The organism is Polyangium sorediatum, from assembly GCF_029946465.1.
Lineage (GTDB): Bacteria > Myxococcota_A > Polyangia > Polyangiales > Polyangiaceae > Polyangium > Polyangium fumosum.
Genome location: NZ_JARZHI010000002.1, coordinates 236,846 through 254,787 on the forward strand (window position 1 = coordinate 236,846; position 17,942 = coordinate 254,787).

Consider the following 17,942-nt stretch of genomic DNA (forward strand, 5'->3'; position numbering starts at 1 on the left):
TCACCGTTCGTGCGGCGCCACGCAAACGTGATCCAGGGCGCGCGACCGTCCGCGCCGATGAGGCTCGGCGCGTGGCAGGGACCCGGGACGATGCGCTTCGAATCGTGGAGAGCTTGCCCGGCGTCGCGCGGGGCGGGTTTTTCGGGGGAGGGCTCGTCCTCTGGGGCGCCGCGCCGGGCGACAGCCGCGTCACCGTGGACGGCGTCGAGATTCCGGCGCTTTATCACGGAAATGGCCTTCGCGGTGTGCTCCCCTCGGGCCTCGTGCAGGCGATTGACCTCACGCCCGGCGCGTATGGCGCCGAATATGGCCGCGCGCTCGGCGGCCTCGTCCGCGTGACCACGCGAGATCTCCCGGCGGAGGGCATACATGGTTCGATCGGCGCAGATTTTCTCGACGCCGCGGGCATGGTGAGCGCCGCCGTGGGGGATCGCGTGCGCGTCGCGGCCGCGGCCCGCGCGAGCCATTTCGATAGGCTCGTCTCCGCCGTGGCCCCGCCGAGTGTCCTCGACATCGTGCCCATTCCTCGGTATCACGATTATCAGCTCAAGGCCTCCCTCGCGCTCCGGGAGGACGAGGAGATCTCGGCCGTGCTCCTCGGCGCGGGGGACGCGCTCACGCGCACGCAGCCGTCATCCGACCCCGCGAACACGCGTGTCGAATCGACCGAGAGTTCGTTTCAACGATTTTATCTGCGTTACACGCGCGCCCTGCCCGACGGCGCGAACGTCGTCATCGTTCCGTTTTTCGGGCGGGATCGGGATCGGCGAGATGCCTCGTTCGGCGGGGTGCCGCAGGCGCGGGACACGCTTACGTGGCGGTATGGGCTGCGAGCCTCGTATCGCGCGCCGATCATGCGCAACGTTGCCGTGACGGCCGGCGTCGACGCCCTCGCGTCCCGCGCGAGCCTATTCCGCCAGGGCTCGCTCACGTTGCCTCCGAGGGAAGGGGATCTTTACGTCTTTGGCCAGCCGCCCGGGAGCGACGTCAATGCGGACGATTGGAGTACGAACATTGTCGATGTCGGCCCCTTCCTCGTCGCGGAGCTGCGGCTCGGGCCCTTCCTCGTCACGCCGGGGCTACGCGCCGATTTGTTTCTGGTGGAGGGATCCCGCAGCACGCCGCGCGTGGGACAAACTCCCGGCATTGGCTCGTCCCGGCTCCTGCCGGCGCTGGATCCGCGGCTCTCGGTGAGCGTGTCCCCCGTGGAGCATGTGACGATCTCCGCGAGCGGCGGCCTCTACCACCAACCACCGTCGGCGGAGGACCTCGGGCCGGTGTTCGGCGCGCCAACCCTCGTGCTCTCCCGCGCGGCGCACGCGAGTGCAGGCGCGTCCGTGCGCTTGCCCGCGGGCTTCGACGTCGAGGTGACCGGCTTTTTCGTGTCGCGCGACGACCTCGTGGTCCGCAGCCGGCTCCCCACGCCGCATCTCGCGGCCGCGCTCACGCAGGACGGCGAGGGCGAGAGCTTCGGCGTGCAGGTCCTCGCGCGAAGGCTGCTCCGCAATGGATTCTACGGCTGGATCGCCTACACCACGAGCCGCAGCGAACGACGTTATGAGGGGGATACGTCGTCGCGGCTTTTTGATCACGATCAGACGCACGTGCTCACGGCGACAGCCGGCTACGAATGGCGTGGATGGAATTTCGGCGTTCGGTTCCGTCACGCCACGGGCGCGCCGCGCACTCCTGTCGTGGGTTCTTTCCATGATACAACGGCTGGCCACTTCCAGCCGATCTTCGGCACGCAGAATGGAACACGCCTCCCGAGCTTCCAGGCCCTCGACCTCCGCGTGCAGAAGGCGATTTCCGTGCGCCGCGCGTCCGTCGTCCTTTCCCTCGACGTCACCAACGTGACGAACCAGGACAACCCCGAGGAGATCATTTACAACTACGATTTCAGCCGCAAGAGTTTCATCTCGGGGTTGCCGGTGCTGGCCATTCTGGGGGCGAGGGTCGAACTGTGAAGCGACGCGTATCGTGGGAAACGGTGTGCCTCGTCGTCGCGGGGTGCCTCCCTGCTGAGGCCGAGCGGGAGTCGCTCGTGACGGGTCCGCGGATCCTCGCCGTGCGCAGCGAGCCGCCCGAATCGAAGCCAGGCGCGCCCGTCCTATACGAGGCGCTCGTGGTGACGCCGGACGGCGATCTCCAGGGCGCCGTTGTGCGCTGGGCCTTTTGCGCAGCGCCCAAGCCGCTCACGGAAAACGGCTCGGTCAGCACCGCGTGTCTCGGAGACGCCGTGCGGCCCATCGTGGGCGCTTCCGTGAGCGTGACGGCGGCGACGCCGACCGATACCTGTTCGCTCTTCGGTCCCGAGACGCCTCCCGGTGATTTCCGCCCGCGGGATCCCGACGCGACGGGTGGATTTTACCAGCCAGTTCGCGTGGAGGCCCTGGAGCGGACCGCGATTGTCCTGGAGCGGATCACGTGCAACTTGCCGAATGTGCCCCTCGACGTTGCTGTGGAGTACGCGGAGCGGCGCGCGCCCAATCGAAACCCGAAGCTCGCTCCGCTGCATGCGTTCGTGAATGGCGCGCCCACGTCGCTCGACGCCTTGCCCGCGGGTGGAGACGTGCGATTCGAGGTTGGCTGGAGCGCCGACGACGCCGAGGTCTACCCTGCCTTCGATCCGAGAAAGCAAGCGCTCGTGGACCAGCGCGAGGCATTGCGGGTCTCCTGGTATACGACCGCTGGGGCTTTCGAGAGCGACGTGACCGGGCGGTCGAGCGAGGACCTGGCGACGACGGTGTCGAACGGCTGGAGCGCGCCCGACGAGGCTTCACGGGTGTTCTTGTGGCTCGTTTTGCGGGATGGGCGCGGCGGGACCGATTTCGCGAGGTATCCCCTCGACGTGAAATCTCCGCTTTAGGGCGGGCGCCTACTCCTCAATCCTGGGCCCGCGAAGCAACGCGAATGGATCGGGGACTCCATGGGGGCACTCCCATACCTTGAAATGGAGCTCCACCGCCATCTCCCGCGCGAGGGTTCGTACGCCCTGCACGCCCTCGACCAGATCACGGAAGACCACGGCCACGTGCCGGGTGCCCCACTCTCCATGATACCACGCCGGCTCGATCTGCGGGCGGGTATCCTCTTCATCACGCCTCGTCCAGGCGGATAGCTCGTCCGCGAGCCGTGCCTCGAAGGCGTCGAGCTTTTCCCGCCGCTCGTCCTTGTCCTTGATTTTATCGTACGGGAGCCAGATGTCGAACTCGACTGCGATCTCCGCGTGCGCATGGTCGAGCTCCATCTGGACGCGGCCGCCTCGTGCATAAAAGAGCTCTCCGATGACGGCCGGCATCGTTAACGTGAAAGAGCAGTAAAAAAGCACCTGCTTGCCTGCAGCAACCACCTGGGGGCCACCGTCGTACAATGGCCAGTCATCGTCGCGGCCTGGTTTGTCTCCCCGCAAGCCCTCGCGCTTCACCAGCTCGTCGAGGGGGGAAGGGCCGTCGTCGGCCCCGCGGGGACGTTCGAGCCACGCGGAATGCGCTGCGCTCACCTCCGCGAGCAGGCGCGCGACCTCTTCGGCCGTGGCCTCGTCTTTGAACGTGCCGACCAGCGTATAGCTGCCGCTGTTGTTGCTGGCGAATGCCTGGTAGAGGTAGATGCGCATCGGAGTCACCCCGTCATCGGTAATCGCCGCGGAGAGCCGTCGAGACCAAACCCCGGCGTCCGCGCGCACCCAGGCTCGCGTGCCGGCGCGGCGAGCGCGGTACCATGGGTTTCCCATATGCGGAGCACGTCCTCGGCGGTCTCCGCGGGGAAGCGCAGGTGATGGAAGCTGCATGGGCTCACCTGTTTTTCACTCGTGATCACCACGAATTCACGGCCCGCGGAGCAGGGACGCCCACCGAAGAGGCGCGGCACGGGCGCCATGCGCTCGCCCCAGCAGATGTCGAGCTTGAGCGTCGCGCGCCCCGCGAGCCCGCGCCCGAGCACACGCGCGACGCGGGCGAGCTCCGACGTTTCGGTGTGATCGAGGTGCAAGGCGTGATCCGGGCCATTGTAGGAAAGAAGGAGGATGTCTCGACAACCTGATTCCACGAGTTCGAGGACGAACGACGCGAGCCCCGGGAGGCGCGTGGGCGTCACGAGCCAGTTCACGCCGAAACGCACGCCGCTCCGGGCGAGCCGCGCCAGGATGGGCCGATGGTCGACGTCGTCGTAGATCGAAAGCCGAATCTGCCCCACGTGGGGTGTGAGCGCCGCGATCATCGTGTCGTCGAGGCGTATACCGTTGGTCGTCAAACTGACGGAGAGGCGCGTCTCCAGGTCGAGGCGCCGCACGAGCGCCGCGAATCCCTTGAACACGAGCGGCTCGCCGCCCCCGAACGCGACCTCCAGCACGCCGGCCCGATCAAGATCGCGCAAGAGGACGAACGCCTCCTCCGCGTTCCAGGCGCTTCGCGCCGTGACGTCACGCGAGCAGAACGTGCAGGAGAGATTGCACGCGTTCGTGATCGAGAACTGCACGACGCGCGGCGCGCGCATGCGGAGATGCGCCGTCTCGGGCCCCTCACACACGGCCGTGAGCCCCGTGCGTCGATCGAAGCAAAGGAGCGCGCCGTCGAGCGCAAAACGCCGCATCGGCGCGAGTTCCATGGGCAGCGAGATCTCGTCTTCGGGGCGCGGGAGCACGCCCCCGAAGCTATCCGAACGCGGGCGCGAGGGGAAGGGGACCGGGCGCGTGAAACGCCCGTGCGTATCGGGTAAGCTCAGCCCCTGCATGACGGCGCTCACGCACCTCCTCGTCGCGAACCCCATGGCCCAGAGCGGGCGCAATGCGGCGCGCATCGACGTCGCATTGCACCTGCTTCGTGCGGCAGGGCTCCCCGCCCGCCTCCTGCCGACGGCGCCCGGCGGACGAACCGTGCAGGCGGTGCGGGATGCGCTCACGAAAGAGCCTTATCGATGCGTCATTGCCATGGGCGGCGACGGCACGTTCCGCGAGGTCGCCGAAGGGCTACTCGAAAGCCCGCGCCGGGATTCGGCTGCGCTCGGAATGCTGCCCGCGGGGACCGCGAACAACCATGGTCGGAGCTTCGGTTTGCGCGCCGGGGAGCGCGCGCTCGAGCGGAACGTGCGGGTCCTCGCGGCCGGGCGGGAGACGCGGCTCGACGCGGGAAAGCTCCATGCGATGGACGGCGCCGGCAGGACGGTTGCGCGCGCGACATTTTTTGATTCGGTGGGCTTTGGCATCGGCGCCGCGGTGATTGCGGCGCGTAACGTGGACAGAGATCGGGCTCGGCGGTTGGGGAAAGCTTTTGCGCTTTATCGTGACGAGTTCGTGTATGCCGGTGCTCTGATTCGCACGCTCGTCGCTTCGCAAAATCCGGACGTCGATTTCGTGGTGAATGTCGTCGCTGACGACGCGCGCTTCGAGGCGCGGCTCACGGAACTCTTGATTCGAGGGACACGCGTCTACGCAGGGGGATGGGTGGTCGATCCGACATCACGCCACGATGACGGCCTGTTTGAGGTGTTCCCATTTCCCACGCGGCAAGATTGGCTCCGGCGCGCCACAGTGGGCCTCTCCATCGGACCACTCGCGCGCGCCGGGTTCGTCGCGCCTACCGCGCCTCCCGGGACGCGCCGGGCTTCTCGGATCGACGTCCACTTCCGCGTCCCCGAAGGCGGCGCGCCCCCGCCGTGCCAGCTCGACGGCGAGGAGTTCCCGCGCGCTGAGCGCGCTTCGATCGAGGTCATCGCCCGCGCCTTGCGGCTGATCGTTCCGGACAAATGAGCACGCGATCCGTTTGAGGACAAAACGTTTGACGTCGCTGCCCGATCAGGGAACGATGTCGTCATGTCCATCGGAGGAGGCGAGCAGACCCGACGTTCGTTCCTCACGGCTGCGGCCGTCCTCCCGCTTTCTGCGTTGATTTCTGGCTGTCGTCGTGCGCCATCCGCGGAGGACGCGGCCGAAGAGCTCCCCGAGGTCGGCATGCCGCCGCCGCGCGTGCTCAGGGCCGAGCGGCATGCGGGCGCGCGGCTCGTGTTTTACGCGGAGTCGGTCGGCATCGGCGCCGCGATCGACCGTGCGCTCGCGCGGCGGTTCGCGCTGGACACGGGCGCCATCGTGGACGTCGTCCTGCGCCCGCGCGACGCGACCGAGACATATGCGAGTTACCTGCGCCTCTTTCAGGCGCGCTCCGCCGACGTGGACGTCCTTTCGCTCGACATCGTGTGGCCTGGCATTTTCGCCCCGCATTTGCTCGATCTCGGCGCGGCGCTCGGGGGCCTCGCGGCGACGCACCTCGAAGCTGCGATCAAGAACGACACCGTGCAAGGGCGGCTCGTGGCCATGCCCTACTTTACCGATTTTGGAATGCTCTATTACCGGAGTGATCTGCTCCAGAAGTACGGATATGACGCACCCCCGGCGACGTGGGACGAGCTCGAAGGGATGGCGCGGACGATTCAGAGAGGAGAGCGCGCGCGGAGCCGTTCGTTTGCCGGGTTCGTCTGGCAGGGCAAGGCGTACGAGGGGCTCACGTGCAATGCACTCGAATGGATTCATTCCTACGGCGGTGGTGCGATCCTGGAGGGCCGTGAGCCTACGGTGGAGAATCCGCGGGCCGCGCAGGCACTCGCGCGCTTCCACGGGTTCGTTGGGACGATTTCGCCGGTTGGCGTGACGGGATACGAAGAGGAGGACGCGCGCAACGTGTTTCAGGGCGGAAATGCGGCCTTCATGCGCAACTGGCCGTACGCGTACGCAGCGGGCAACACGAAGGGATCGCGCATCGAGGGGCGCTTCGACGTCGCGCCCCTCCCGCACGAGCCCGGGTACGAGAGCAGTGCGACCCTGGGCGGTTGGACCCTCGGTGTTTCGAGATATTCGCGGTTTCCCGACGCGGCCGTCGCGTTCGTCGGGTATCTCTGCTCGCCCGAGGTGCAGCGCTTCCGGGCGCTCGTCGGCGGATATATCCCCACGATTCCCGCCGTGCAGAGCGATCCGGACGTCGCGCGGGTGTTGCCTTTCCTGGAGCGGGTGCGGGGGGCGACATTGGTCGCGAGGCCCTCGAACCAGGCGGGGGCGAGGTACAACGAGGTCTCAATCGCATTTTACCAGGGTGTGAGCAAGGCGCTTTACGGGACAGACCCCGAGAAGGCGCTGGAGCAGATCGCTCGGCGTATCCGGCGCTCGCTGCGGTGAGGGGACACGGGATGAGCACGACGACGGGCGAGGCGGAGAGGCAAGCGGAGGTCGCGGGGATCCGCGCGAAGAGGCGCGCGAGGGTCGCGTGGGCGTTCCTCACACCGGCGCTGATCGTGACGGCGTTCGTGGCGCTTTATCCGCTCTGCGACACCCTGTATTTGAGCCTCACGAATACCCGGCTCGGCAGCGAGGAGCCCGCGCGCTTCGTGGGGTTGTCGAATTACGTGGAGCTTGCCCACGACGGTTTTTTTCTCGACGCGTTGCTCCTCACCGTGCTCTTCGCCGTGATCACCGTGGTGCTCGAGCTCGCCCTCGGCCTCGGCATTGCGCTGCTCCTCGATGCGCGTTTCAAGGGACGCTCCGCCGTGCGCGCCGCCATGCTCGTGCCCTGGGCCATCCCCACGGCCGTATCCACACAGATGTGGAAATGGATGTACAATGATGTATATGGTGTCTTCAATGACGTCCTCGTGAATCGCCTGGGCCTGCTTTACGAGCCGATCGCATTCACCGCGGACCCGAGGACCTCGCTCCCTGCGGCCGTCCTCGTCGACGTCTGGAAGACGACGCCCTTCGTCGCGTTGCTCCTGCTCGCCGGCCTGCAGCTCATCCCACGCGAGCTTTACGAGGCCGCACGTGTGGACGGCGCGACGCGCCTGCAAGCGTTCACGCGGATCACCCTGCCGCTCCTCCGGCCGGCCCTCCTCGTCGCGCTCGTGTTCCGGACGCTCGACGCATTGCGTGTTTTCGACGTCTTTTACGTGATGTTCGGGAGCCGGCCCGACATGCAGACCCTGGCCACCTATGCTCACGAGATCCTCGTCAGCATCTCCGACGTGGGATACGGCTCGGCCGTTTCCACCGCGATTTTCCTGGTCATCGCCGTCTTCATCGTGATCTACATCGCGCTCTTCCAGCGGAGGGAAACATGAAGGCTCGGGGCGTGGCGCGGCGAGCGGCCTTCGGGATGGCCGTGGTCTTCCTCGTCGTATATCTCGTATTCCCGTTCGGCTGGGCGCTCGTGTCCTCGTTCAAGACGAACGCCGAGCTCTTTTCGACCCCCGCGCGATTCTGGCCGGAGCACCCGACGCTGGAACATTATCGTCGCGTCCTCGCGAACGACGATTTTCTCCGCGCGGCGCTGAACAGCGTCCTCGTGGCGAGCTCCGTGACGCTCGTCTCCCTCGCCATCGGCGCGCTCGCGGCGTTCGCACTCGGCCGGTACCGATTCCGTGGCCGGAGCCTCGTGCTTTACGTGATCCTGTCGATGACCCTGTTTCCGCAGATCGCGGTCCTCGGTGCGCTCTTCCAGCTCGTGAATGCGCTCGGCCTCTACAACCGGCTGCCGGCCCTGACGCTGACGTATCTCGTCTTCACGTTGCCCTTTACCATCTGGGTGCTCACCGGGTTTCTCGAAGCCGTGCCTGTCGAGATCGAAGAGGCGGCCTACATGGATGGCGCCTCCCCGCTGCAGCTCTTCGCGAAGATCATGCTTCCGCTCGCGGCCCCTGGGATGGTCACGACGGGATTGCTTTCCTTCATCGCCGCCTGGAACGAGCTTCTGTTCGCGCTCTCGTTCATGCAGACCCCGGACAAACGGACCGTGACCCACGCGATTCTTTCGTTCTCCGCGACGACGAGCTCGGCCTTCGAGGTGCCTTGGGGGCAGATGATGGCCGCCTCCGTGCTGGTGACGACGCCGCTCGTGTTGCTCGCGCTCGTCTTCCAGCGGCGGATCATCGCGGGGCTCACGGCGGGGGCCGTGAAGGGGTGAGCGGGCTCATCCGCTCTGCGTGATAACGTCCCGCTCGGACCGGGGCTTCGCGTAGCCGAACCACCGGTCCTTCCATCGCAGAAACCGGAGCTCGAAGAAGTGATAGGACACGCTCGCGCTCGCCAGGGTACACGCGAACTGCATGGCCATCCGTAGGAGGACGGATGAAGCCGGGAGGGCGCGCTCGACCAGGGCCTGCACGGGAAAATGCAGGACGTAGACGCCATAGGAGATCCGGCCCAGGTAGGCGAGGGCGGGGTGCTCGAAGAAGCGGGTCAGGAAAGCGCCGCGCACCAGGCACTCGATGAGCAGCACGCTCGACACGTTGATGAGGGAGTAGCCCCAGATGTAGGCATACCCGTGTTTCAGGCCTATCGGGTATCCAATCGAGGAGCGCAGCCCTGTAGGACCGTAAATGAAGAGAACCGAAAGGCCGAGGGCCAGGGTGAGCCCGAGACCCACGAGCTGCTAGTGATAAAGCAAGACCAGGACGACGGCGACAGCACGAAGCCCGTCGAGCCCGGGCAACACCGAGCCGTCGGAGCCGGGACGGTTTTTATCCAGATGCTCAGCCAACGTCCGCACGGTATCCGGTACCGCGCGAGGGGGTCAACCGTCGGCTACGTGCCTTGCTCGACTCCAACGCGCTTGATACGCTGAATGCCATGGAATCCATGCAATCGCCCGTTGGAATCATCATGGATCTCGCTTGGGGATGCTTTCATGCAGGCGCCCTCAACGCCGTCATGCAGCTCCGAATCGCAGACCGGCTCGCATCGAGGCCGAAGACGGCGGAGGAGCTCGCGGCCGAGGCGAACGCCCATTCCTTGTCGCTCTACCGTGTCCTCCGCGTGCTCGCGTCGAAGGGCGTCTTTGCCGAGGACGATGACGGGCGATTCCACCTCACGCCGTCCGCCGAGCTCCTTCGCACGGGCGTGCCTTTCTCCCTGCAAGGCGTCGTGCAGCTCGGCACGCTTCCGCCCACGATGGAGGCCGCGCTTCATCTCCCTCATACCGTCAAAACCGGCGAGTGTGCGTTTGACTTTCGGCACGGCGTTGGGTTTTTCGAATACATGAGCGAACATCCGTCGATCGGCGAGGTCTTCGATAAGGCGATGGCTGGCGTCTCGGACGCGGACAATCGGGCGATCGCCGAGGCCTACGATTTCGGCGCCGCCTCGCGCGTCGTGGACGTGGGCGGGGGCCTCGGCGGATTGCTCGTCGAGGTGCTGCGACGATATCCCTCGGTGCGAGGCGTGCTTTACGATAGGCTCGAGGTCGTCGGGCAGCCGGGGCGTATCGCGGCGGCGGGGCTCGACAAGCGCGTCGATCGCATGGCCGGCGATTTCTTCACCTCCGTGCCGGACGGCGCGGATGTCTACGTGCTGAAGCGGATCATTCACGATTGGGCGGATGATACGTGTATGAACATCCTGAAACATTGCCGGCGCGCGATGGTCGCGGGAGGGCGCGTGCTCGTCGTCGACGCGCTCGTGCCCCCAGGGAACACGGATCACCCAAGCAAGGCGCTCGATCTCTGCATGCTGACCGTCGTGCCCGGCCGCGAGCGCACCGAAGCCGAATTCGCGGCCCTTTTTCATACCGCCGGGCTGAAGATCGCTCGCGTGATTCCGACCGCGAACTCCATCGCCATCGTGGAGGGCATCGCCGCCTGACGTCGTGCGTGCGCTTGTGTGTCGACGTACAGGTTATGGGACCTTGGTCTCATGGCCGGCCCGTAGGGGGCGGGCTACAACCGGCATCACGGGGTCCGAGCTCCCCGGATCCCATGAATGATACCAAATACCTTTCAAGTAGCTCCACCTCGAACGGTTTTACGAGCGTCCTTCCGTCGCACGGCAGCCGGTCCGAGGATGTGGGCGCCCCGCGCTCGGGAAGGGGCAGCAGCGGCCTCATGAGACGTACGCGTGTCCTCGTGATCGACGACGACGCGAGGTTTGGTGAGAGCGCCGTGCAGAGGCTCGCGGAGATGGGCTTCGAGGCGCGGTTTCACAATGGGCCCGTGGGCGTCCTTCAGGCCATACGCGATATGCGCTGCGACCTCGTGCTGCTCGACGTGAACATGCCGAAGCTCGATGGTTCGATCGTGATCCGCATGATCCGCGATTCGATCGGGCTTGGCGAGGTCCGCGTCCTGCTTTGCAGCAACATGGAGGCGAATGTGCTCACCCGGATGGCGCGATCCCTGGGCGCCCACGGGGCGGTGCCGAAAGACGTCGCCGATGAGGCCTTCGTCGCCGAGCTACGCGCGGCGCTCCAGAGGCGCTCCTTCGTGTAGGTGTCGTGATCAGGCCGCGCCGCGCTTCGAGCGCGCAGAGGCCCGCCGCAGCACCATCCCCACCGCAGCCGCAGCGGCTCCGAAGATCGCTTCGAGGCCATCCCGCGAGCTTGTCGTCGTGCAGCTCGCACAGCCGCCCTTCGAGGGCAACGTCGGGAAAGGTTCTTCCGCGACCGGACCACTCGGGAGCTTTGCTTCCTGAGACGCGAGGCCGCCCGCCGAGGAATCGAGGAACGAAGCGAGTTCGACGCCTCGCGGAGCGAACGCCGTATTGGTAGCGACCTGGGTAGCACCCTCCCCAGCGATGTGTTTCACCGGTCCGCCCCAGATCCCGCGCCGAGGCGTCTCGCATTCGATGGGCCCTTCCCACGGGTGGAGGATGACGTAACGACCCTGGAAAGAATTGTTGCCGCTCGACATCGCGCCCGGCTCCATCTTGCCCTCCGGATCGGGGACGCCATTCCCGCCGCGGATCGGCGGTGCGGCGCGAAAAACCAGATCTTCGCCGAGGGCATTCTTGTCGTACCGGACGTGGAGGCGCGTCAACGTGAAGGCGTTGGCGAGCTCGGGCGGGACTTCGCGCCGCCCCTCATACTCGGGCAGGACGTCCGCGCCGAGGGTCGCGAGGTCGGCGACGCCGAGCGGCGGCTCGGGGCAGGGATCGCAGGACCCCGCGTCCCAGGCGTACTCCGTGACCACGGCCCGCGGGTGCTTTTCGAGGACCTTGTCGAAGAGCGTCGCGTAAAACGAGCCGAAGCTCTGCTTCACCGGCTCCTTGACGCGGACGTTCGTGGGAATGGCGTAGTTTTCGTAATTCGCGACTTCGTACCGCGAGCGAGCGAGGACATGGACGATGAGATCCTGCGTGCCGGCCGAGTTGATGAGGCCGAGGCGCACGGGCAGGTTGAAGCTCTCGCTGTCGTAATGGAACCGGAGCGGCGAGAGCTGCGCCATGCCGTTCTCGAAGTGGATCTTCTTCGCGTCGACCTTGGCCACGAAGAATTTGCTGCCGGCGGTCACGTACGGACGGAGGTACGGCTCGGCGCCCGCGGGGATCTTGTATCTCTGGCCGCGCAGGAAGGTGTCGAGCCCGAGTGAGTCCTGCGCGCTCAGGATGAGGACGTTGTATTCGCCGACGCTGAAGCGGGCCTCGATCTTGACGCCGTGCCGCTCCGCCTCTTCCTCCTGGCCCCCCTCGTCCGACGTGGGCGAGGGCGCGTACTGGAGCACGGACTCCAAGGCGCGCATCGGCGGCGTACACGGATCCTGCTCCCAGTATTCGACGAGCCGCGGCGCGGCGAGGCGATCGACGCGTCCGAAGACCTCGGCGGGCAGGGTCTTCACGTTTTCCTTGGCGAGGACGACCGGCACCGGGACGACCATCGCGAAATCTTCGGGCGGGCCCTGGTAGTTGTTCTGCATCGAGAGCACCGTGCGGGTGCCGTCGCGCATGAGGACGACCAAGGTGGCGTTGTTGTACAGCTTCGAATCGGCCCCGCTCACATAGAATCCACAAAACGCATCGGCGGGAGCCGGCTGGGCGAGGGCGGCGAGCGCAAGGAGAGCGCAGGGCAGGGCGGCGCGCATGGTTTTTCCTCCCGGGGATCGTGACATCCAGAGCTACCGGAATCGCGCCGTGATGTCCACCCCGCCGCGATCTTGCCCTTGCGTGACGGAAAACGCTCGTGGGAACATCGCGTTCATGTTGTCCCGCCTGCGCGCCCTCGGCCTCGCCGTTCCCCTCGCCCTCGCCGCGATCACGACCGCGTCCTCCGTCGACGCTTTTTGCGGCTTCTATGTCGCAGGCGCGGATTCCACGAAGCTCTTCAACAACGCTACGATGGTCGTGCTGATGCGCGAGGGCACGCGGACCGTGCTCTCGATGCAGAACAACTACCAGGGGCCGCCGGAAAACTTCGCGATGGTCGTCCCGGTGCCCGTGGTGCTGCAAAAGGAGAACGTCAAGACCTTGCCCATGGCGGTGTTCGACAAGGTCGACAAACTCGCGGCGCCGCGGCTCGTCGAATACTGGGAGCAGGACCCTTGCGCGCCGCTGCCGCCGCCAATGCCGATGGCCGCGCCGGGCACCGTGAGGCGTATGTCCTCGGGGCCCGCGAGGGAGAGCGCAGCCGACCTCGGCGTGACCATCGAGGCGCAATTCACGGTGGGCGAGTACGAGGTCGTCATCCTGAGCGCGCGCGATTCGCTTGGGCTCGATACCTGGCTCCGCCAAGAGAAGTACAAGATCCCCGCGGGCGCCGAGCCCTTGCTCCGCCCTTATGTGCAGGGCGGCAGCAAGTTCTTCGTGGCCAAGGTCGACACGAAGAAGGTGCGCTTCGAGAATGGGCAGGCGATGCTCTCGCCGCTCCGGTTTCATTACGATAGCGAGACGTTCGCCCTGCCCGTGCGGCTCGGGCTCGTGAACTCCGGGGGGACGCAGGACCTCATCGTCCACATCCTCGCGCGCGGGCAGCGGTACGAGACGGCGAACTATCCGAACGTCGCCATTCCGACGAACCTCGACGTCAAGGACAAGGTCCGGAACGATTTCGGCGCGTTTTACGCGGCGCTCTTCGACCGCACGCTCGCGCGGCAGCCAAAGGCAGCGATCACCGAGTATGCGTGGGACGCGGGGTCGTGTGATCCTTGTCCCGGGCCCACGCTCGACGGCTCGGATCTGGCGACGCTCGGCGCGGACGCGATCGGCGAGGCGCAGCAGGTCGCGGGGCCGTCCCCCGGTGCTCCGGCGGTGGGTCCCGCGCCCATGCCGAGGCCGATGCCGCGCTGGCGTGGAGGGAGCGGGTTCGTCCTGACGCGCCTGCATTTGCGATATGGCAAGGACGGGCTGGGGGAGGACCTCGTGTTCCGGGCGGCGCCGCCCATCGTCGGCGGCCGGGAATTCCTGACCGATGGAGCGAAGCTCGAGACCGGCGCGGTGCAGAGCGGCATCAACAACTTCCAGGGACGTTATGCGATCCGGCACGCGTGGACCGGAGCCGTGACGTGTCCGAATCCGCGGCGCGGGATCTGGGGCGGGCCGCCGGGCGGCGTGGCGCACAAGGGCACGGAGGCCGCGCAAAAGCTCGCGTTCGCGAAGCGCGGCGGGATCGAGCTCGCCGCCCTCGTCCAGCGCGACGAGAGCGAGACGCGTATCGACAGCGGTCCGCTCGTGCCTGCGCCGGCGATGTATGCAGCGGCCCCCGAGACGACCCCGCCGCCCGCGGGCTCCGCGTCCCCGGCGCCGACCGACACGAATGCATCCGGGCCGCCGCCCGCGCCGCCGCAGGGCGGATGCGCGGGGTGTCGCGTGGGCGAAGCGGGCGACGCGCCGGGGCCCGTCGGCGCTGGGGTTGTCGTGGTAATGGGTTTCGTCGCGCTGCGGCTCGTCCGGCGGCGAACGGGGCGTTGAAGCTTACCCGCGCAGGCGCTCGCCGAAGAAGGCGAGCACGCGGTCGAGCGCCTGTCGCGTGGGGTGACCGGCTTCGTCGACGAGGTCGTTCGTCACGACCGAATGGGCGAGTCGCTGGATGCCCCAGGTGTTGCCCGGACCCGAGTCGATTTCGATGGATTCGAGCGCGGGGCCGAGCTCCTTGCGAAGGGACACGAAGCGCTCGCCCGGGCAAAGAGGGTCGTGCGTGAATCGCATCGCGAGGACCTGCGCGCCGGACGCGCATCGCTCCTTCACGGCGGCGAGATCACGCTCCGAGATGTGCATGCCCGCGCGGCGCGCCGCGCCGAGGCCGAGCGGGAGCGACGGCTGGCTGAGCACGGGCGCCGCGACCGACGGATCGACCATGAGCGCGAGCGCGAAATTGCCGGTGATGCACATGCCGATCGCGCCGACGCCCTTGCCGCCGAGCTCGGCGTGCACGTGACGGCAGAGCGCGCGCAGCCAATCGACGAGGGGGCTCGATTCGTTCGCGGCGAGCACCGCAAACTCGCGCGAGATGCACGCGCGCGCGAGCTGGGAAGCCGCGTAGGCGGTGCTGAACGGCTTTCCGGGCGTGCCAAAGAGCTGCGGCATGAAGACCGTGAATCCTTCGGCGGCGACGCGCTCGGCGAAACGAATGACCTGGGGCGTGATGCCGGGAATCTCGCTCATGACGACGACGCCGGGCCCGCTGCCGCGGCGGTAGACGTCCCGTTCGGCGCCGTCGTGGGTGAAGGATCCGCGCTTGAAACCGTCGAGCTCGATGGGCATGGCCGCGGATGGTAACGCGAGCCTCGGCCCGCCGACAAGCGAAAGGCCTCGTCCACCCGCGATCTCTCAATGGAGAGCCTTGACCGCCTTCTGGTGCACCTCTTTGCGATTGCGAACGACGGACGGTGTTTCCGAGGTCATGGGGGCGGCCATCGTGTCGTCCGAGAATTCGTACTCGCCGCCCGAGGGCGAGGCCGACGGAGGGGCCGGGCGATCGACCTCCGGCATGTCCTTGGCCACCGACGTCATGTTCGTTGCGAGTTTTTCGAGTTCAGCGCTTGGCGTGCGCTTCGATTGCGCGAGCGCCGCCGCGGCGCCTTTTTCGAGAAGCCCACGCGCGTGCACGTACGAGCCCTGCTTGCCGAACTCGAGCGCCTGGAGCGTCGTCGCGGACGCCTCGGCGAGCGCGGCCGAGAGGTCGACCGCGGGGTTTTTCGCCTTCGCGACCTCGCCCTCGTCGAGCGTCGTCCGCGCGCCGAAGTAGAGGCGGCGTTCGAGGCGGCCGGCCTGCTCGAGCGCGTCGTCGAAGGTGATCACCGCGTCGAGCAGCTCGATCGGCACATTCGCCTTGCGAGGCGTCACCGTCATTCGAACGACGACGTCGCGGGTGTCGCCACGCACGATGTCGCCGAGCGGCATGTACGCGGCGCCGGCCGGCGACATCATCTCCGTGCCAACGATCGCGTCGATCCGCACGCCGGGGCCGGGGGTCAGCGTCACGGAGGCCTGGCGGCCGTACACCGTGTCGAGGCGTTCGAGCTCCTCCCGGAAGAAGCCGGCAAGTTTGTCTGCGCTCTCGATGTAGCTGTATCGCCCGCCGGAGAGGTCCGCGAGTTTCCCCATGAGCGTCTCGTCGTAATCGAGCCCGAGCCCGAGGGTCGTGACCGCGACGCCGCGGTCGGCCGCGCGCTTCGCGGTATATTCGAGGTTCGCCGCCTGGTTCGGGATTCCGTCGCCGAGGAGCACGACGCGGTTCACGCCATTCGGGTTGTAATTCGCGAGCACTTGGTCGAGCGCGGTCTGGAGCCCGTCCGCCATTTCAGTCGTGCCGCGCGCTTCCATGGCCGCGATGCGCTTCCGCGCGTCTTCGCGCACCTCGGCGTCGAGCTCGGTCGACGGGACGAGTACCTCGGCCTTCGAATGAAATACGATGACCGCGAGCCGATCGCCGTCCTTCAGCGCGTCGATCACCTGGAGGCTCGCGCGGCGCGCGGCCACGATGGCTTCGCCCTCCATCGAGCCCGAGGTGTCGATGGCGAGCGCGACGTTCACAGGGCCACGCTCGCGCGCGGGGCGCGCGGCCGTGGAGATACGAAGCACGGCGTAGACCGTGCTGTCCCCGTTCGCGAGGAGCATGGGCGAACCGAGGAGCGCCTCCACGCGGACGGCATTCGGGTCCCGCGCGCCCGTAGGCGACGCGGCCGGCCCGCAGCCGAGGATGAAGAGGACGGCGGCGACGAGGAGGAGGGGGATTGACGTGCGAAACGCGAGATCTCTCATGGCAGACTCCGGAGACCGCCTAAGACGCGCGAAGTCCCCGTAAGATTTGGCGGCGATCCCGAGGCGCTGCGCGCCGGCAACAAGTCCGAGGCGATCCGGCTCTACCGAGAAGCGCGAACCTCCTCGCTCCTCGACGCGAAGAACACCGTGGATGCGCTGGAAAAGCAGCTCGGCCTCGGATGAGCTCGGCTTCGGGGCTAGATCTTCCGTGGGACTTGATCGAACGGACGACGTCCGTTATCTTGGACGTCGTCACGCTTTGTTGGAGGGTCGTCCGATGAACCAGCGCAGCGCTCGTGTGATCGATCTCGACGAGGTGCGAAGGAAGCGCGCAGACGAGCAGCGCCAGAAGACGCCGTCGGCGCCGGTCCTGCTCGTCTGGGTGCCCGTCTGGTTCTGGGTGCCCGTCTGGCCCGCGATGTGACCTGGAAGTGACCCGCCGCGCGGGTTACTTCGTCGGGCTCGGCATACACATCATCATCGGCATCCCGCCGCACATCATCATCATGGGCACGCCGGCGGACATCATGCGGGCCATGGCCTCGCAGCGCTCTTTCATCATGTCCAGCGAGATGCCTTCGCCCGGGGTCAATTTGCAGGTGATTCCGTCCTTCGTCATTTCATAGGTCATACGACACGTCACGGGCATCATGCCCATACCCATCATGCCCATCATGGGCATCATGTTCATCATGCTGGGCATCATGCCCATGCCCATCATGCCGGGCATCATGCCGGGCATCATGCCCATCATGCCGGGCATCATGCCGGGCATCATGCCGGGCATCCCGGGCATCATGTTCATCATGGGCATACCCTGCATGGGTGAGCCCATCATGGGCATGGACGAGGGCATCATCGGCATCGGCATGTTCATGGCGGGCATTGCATTCGTCATGGCGTGGTCTCCTTTTCCGTCGTTCTTTGGCTCATACCCGGCCAGCGCGTGGACCGCAATGCGGGAAATCCCGCTTTTTTGAGGTGTGCCCGGAACGTACTGCGA

Annotated in this window: 18 protein-coding genes; 11 read left to right on the forward strand and 7 right to left on the reverse strand. The window is 66.8% G+C overall.

What is annotated here, in order from left to right; all coding sequences use genetic code 11:
* Positions 1-71: 71 nt before the first annotated feature.
* Entirely contained in the window at positions 72-1,967 is a 1,896-nt protein-coding gene (locus QHF89_RS03150) for a TonB-dependent receptor (RefSeq protein WP_342763951.1), read from the forward strand.
* The gene (locus QHF89_RS03155; protein WP_136966118.1) at positions 1,964-2,869 is read left to right on the forward strand and encodes a hypothetical protein; all 906 of its coding nucleotides are present in this window, start codon (positions 1,964-1,966) and stop codon (positions 2,867-2,869) included. Before QHF89_RS03150 ends, QHF89_RS03155 begins: the two co-directional genes overlap by 4 nt.
* 9 nt (positions 2,870-2,878) lie before the next feature.
* On the opposite strand, the gene QHF89_RS03160 is transcribed toward QHF89_RS03155, so the two are convergent.
* Complete coding sequence (locus QHF89_RS03160) at positions 2,879-3,625, reverse strand: hypothetical protein (RefSeq protein ID WP_284719983.1); 747 nt, start codon at positions 3,623-3,625, stop codon at positions 2,879-2,881.
* Positions 3,622-4,641, reverse strand: a complete 1,020-nt coding sequence (locus tag QHF89_RS03165; RefSeq protein ID WP_284719984.1) for a radical SAM protein — start codon at positions 4,639-4,641, stop codon at positions 3,622-3,624. Before QHF89_RS03165 ends, QHF89_RS03160 begins: the two co-directional genes overlap by 4 nt.
* An 88-nt stretch (positions 4,642-4,729) precedes the next feature.
* On the opposite strand from QHF89_RS03165, the gene QHF89_RS03170 reads away from it, so the two are divergent.
* The 4 genes from QHF89_RS03170 (at position 4,730) to QHF89_RS03185 (ending at position 8,939) form a co-directional block, all read left to right on the forward strand.
* A complete protein-coding gene (locus QHF89_RS03170; RefSeq protein WP_284719985.1) occupies positions 4,730-5,746 on the forward strand; it encodes a diacylglycerol/lipid kinase family protein in 1,017 nt (338 codons plus the stop codon).
* Positions 5,747-5,809: 63 nt separating this feature from the next.
* A complete protein-coding gene (locus tag QHF89_RS03175) occupies positions 5,810-7,162 on the forward strand; it encodes an ABC transporter substrate-binding protein (protein ID WP_136966114.1) in 1,353 nt (450 codons plus the stop codon).
* Positions 7,163-7,173: 11 nt separating this feature from the next.
* Positions 7,174-8,097 (forward strand): carbohydrate ABC transporter permease, encoded by a 924-nt coding sequence (locus tag QHF89_RS03180; protein WP_136966113.1) that lies wholly within the window; start codon positions 7,174-7,176, stop codon positions 8,095-8,097.
* The gene (locus QHF89_RS03185) at positions 8,094-8,939 is read left to right on the forward strand and encodes a carbohydrate ABC transporter permease (protein WP_136966112.1); all 846 of its coding nucleotides are present in this window, start codon (positions 8,094-8,096) and stop codon (positions 8,937-8,939) included. The genes QHF89_RS03180 and QHF89_RS03185 overlap by 4 nt, the downstream gene beginning before the upstream one ends.
* 6 nt (positions 8,940-8,945) lie before the next feature.
* Here QHF89_RS03185 and QHF89_RS03190 read toward each other — a convergent pair whose 3' ends face one another.
* Positions 8,946-9,401, reverse strand: a complete 456-nt coding sequence (locus QHF89_RS03190; RefSeq protein WP_136966111.1) for an acyltransferase family protein — start codon at positions 9,399-9,401, stop codon at positions 8,946-8,948.
* Between the two features lie 203 nt (positions 9,402-9,604).
* Between QHF89_RS03190 and QHF89_RS03195 the strand changes: the two genes are divergently transcribed.
* Positions 9,605-10,615 carry a methyltransferase gene (locus QHF89_RS03195; protein WP_136966110.1) on the forward strand — a complete coding sequence of 337 codons (1,011 nt, stop codon included), beginning with the start codon at positions 9,605-9,607 and terminating at the stop codon, positions 10,613-10,615.
* Positions 10,616-10,854: 239 nt separating this feature from the next.
* On the forward strand, positions 10,855-11,238 hold the full coding sequence (locus QHF89_RS03200) for a response regulator (protein WP_136928202.1): 384 nt from the start codon (positions 10,855-10,857) through the stop codon (positions 11,236-11,238).
* 9 nt (positions 11,239-11,247) lie between these two features.
* Here QHF89_RS03200 and QHF89_RS03205 read toward each other — a convergent pair whose 3' ends face one another.
* Entirely contained in the window at positions 11,248-12,825 is a 1,578-nt protein-coding gene (locus QHF89_RS03205; protein ID WP_136966109.1) for a DUF2330 domain-containing protein, read from the reverse strand.
* A gap of 115 nt (positions 12,826-12,940) precedes the next feature.
* On the opposite strand from QHF89_RS03205, the gene QHF89_RS03210 reads away from it, so the two are divergent.
* Positions 12,941-14,647: a DUF2330 domain-containing protein gene (locus tag QHF89_RS03210; RefSeq protein WP_136966108.1), complete on the forward strand. Its 1,707-nt coding sequence runs from the start codon at positions 12,941-12,943 to the stop codon at positions 14,645-14,647.
* A gap of 3 nt (positions 14,648-14,650) precedes the next feature.
* Here the strand turns inward: QHF89_RS03210 and QHF89_RS03215 are convergent, their stop codons facing one another.
* Together QHF89_RS03215 and QHF89_RS03220 are read right to left on the reverse strand one after the other, a co-directional pair.
* Positions 14,651-15,439, reverse strand: coding sequence for a dienelactone hydrolase family protein (locus QHF89_RS03215; RefSeq protein ID WP_136966107.1), 789 nt, complete (start codon positions 15,437-15,439; stop codon positions 14,651-14,653).
* Between the two features lie 66 nt (positions 15,440-15,505).
* Positions 15,506-16,939 (reverse strand): vWA domain-containing protein, encoded by a 1,434-nt coding sequence (locus QHF89_RS03220; protein ID WP_136966106.1) that lies wholly within the window; start codon positions 16,937-16,939, stop codon positions 15,506-15,508.
* Positions 16,940-17,216: 277 nt separating this feature from the next.
* Between QHF89_RS03220 and QHF89_RS03225 the strand changes: the two genes are divergently transcribed.
* Positions 17,217-17,363 (forward strand): hypothetical protein, encoded by a 147-nt coding sequence (locus tag QHF89_RS03225; protein WP_284719987.1) that lies wholly within the window; start codon positions 17,217-17,219, stop codon positions 17,361-17,363.
* A gap of 24 nt (positions 17,364-17,387) precedes the next feature.
* Here the strand turns inward: QHF89_RS03225 and QHF89_RS03230 are convergent, their stop codons facing one another.
* Positions 17,388-17,633: a hypothetical protein gene (locus tag QHF89_RS03230; protein ID WP_284719988.1), complete on the reverse strand. Its 246-nt coding sequence runs from the start codon at positions 17,631-17,633 to the stop codon at positions 17,388-17,390.
* On the opposite strand from QHF89_RS03230, the gene QHF89_RS50110 reads away from it, so the two are divergent.
* Positions 17,623-17,919: a hypothetical protein gene (locus QHF89_RS50110; protein WP_284719989.1), complete on the forward strand. Its 297-nt coding sequence runs from the start codon at positions 17,623-17,625 to the stop codon at positions 17,917-17,919. The two genes, QHF89_RS03230 and QHF89_RS50110, sit on opposite strands and share 11 nt — an antisense overlap.
* The last annotated feature ends 23 nt before the right edge of the window (positions 17,920-17,942 follow it).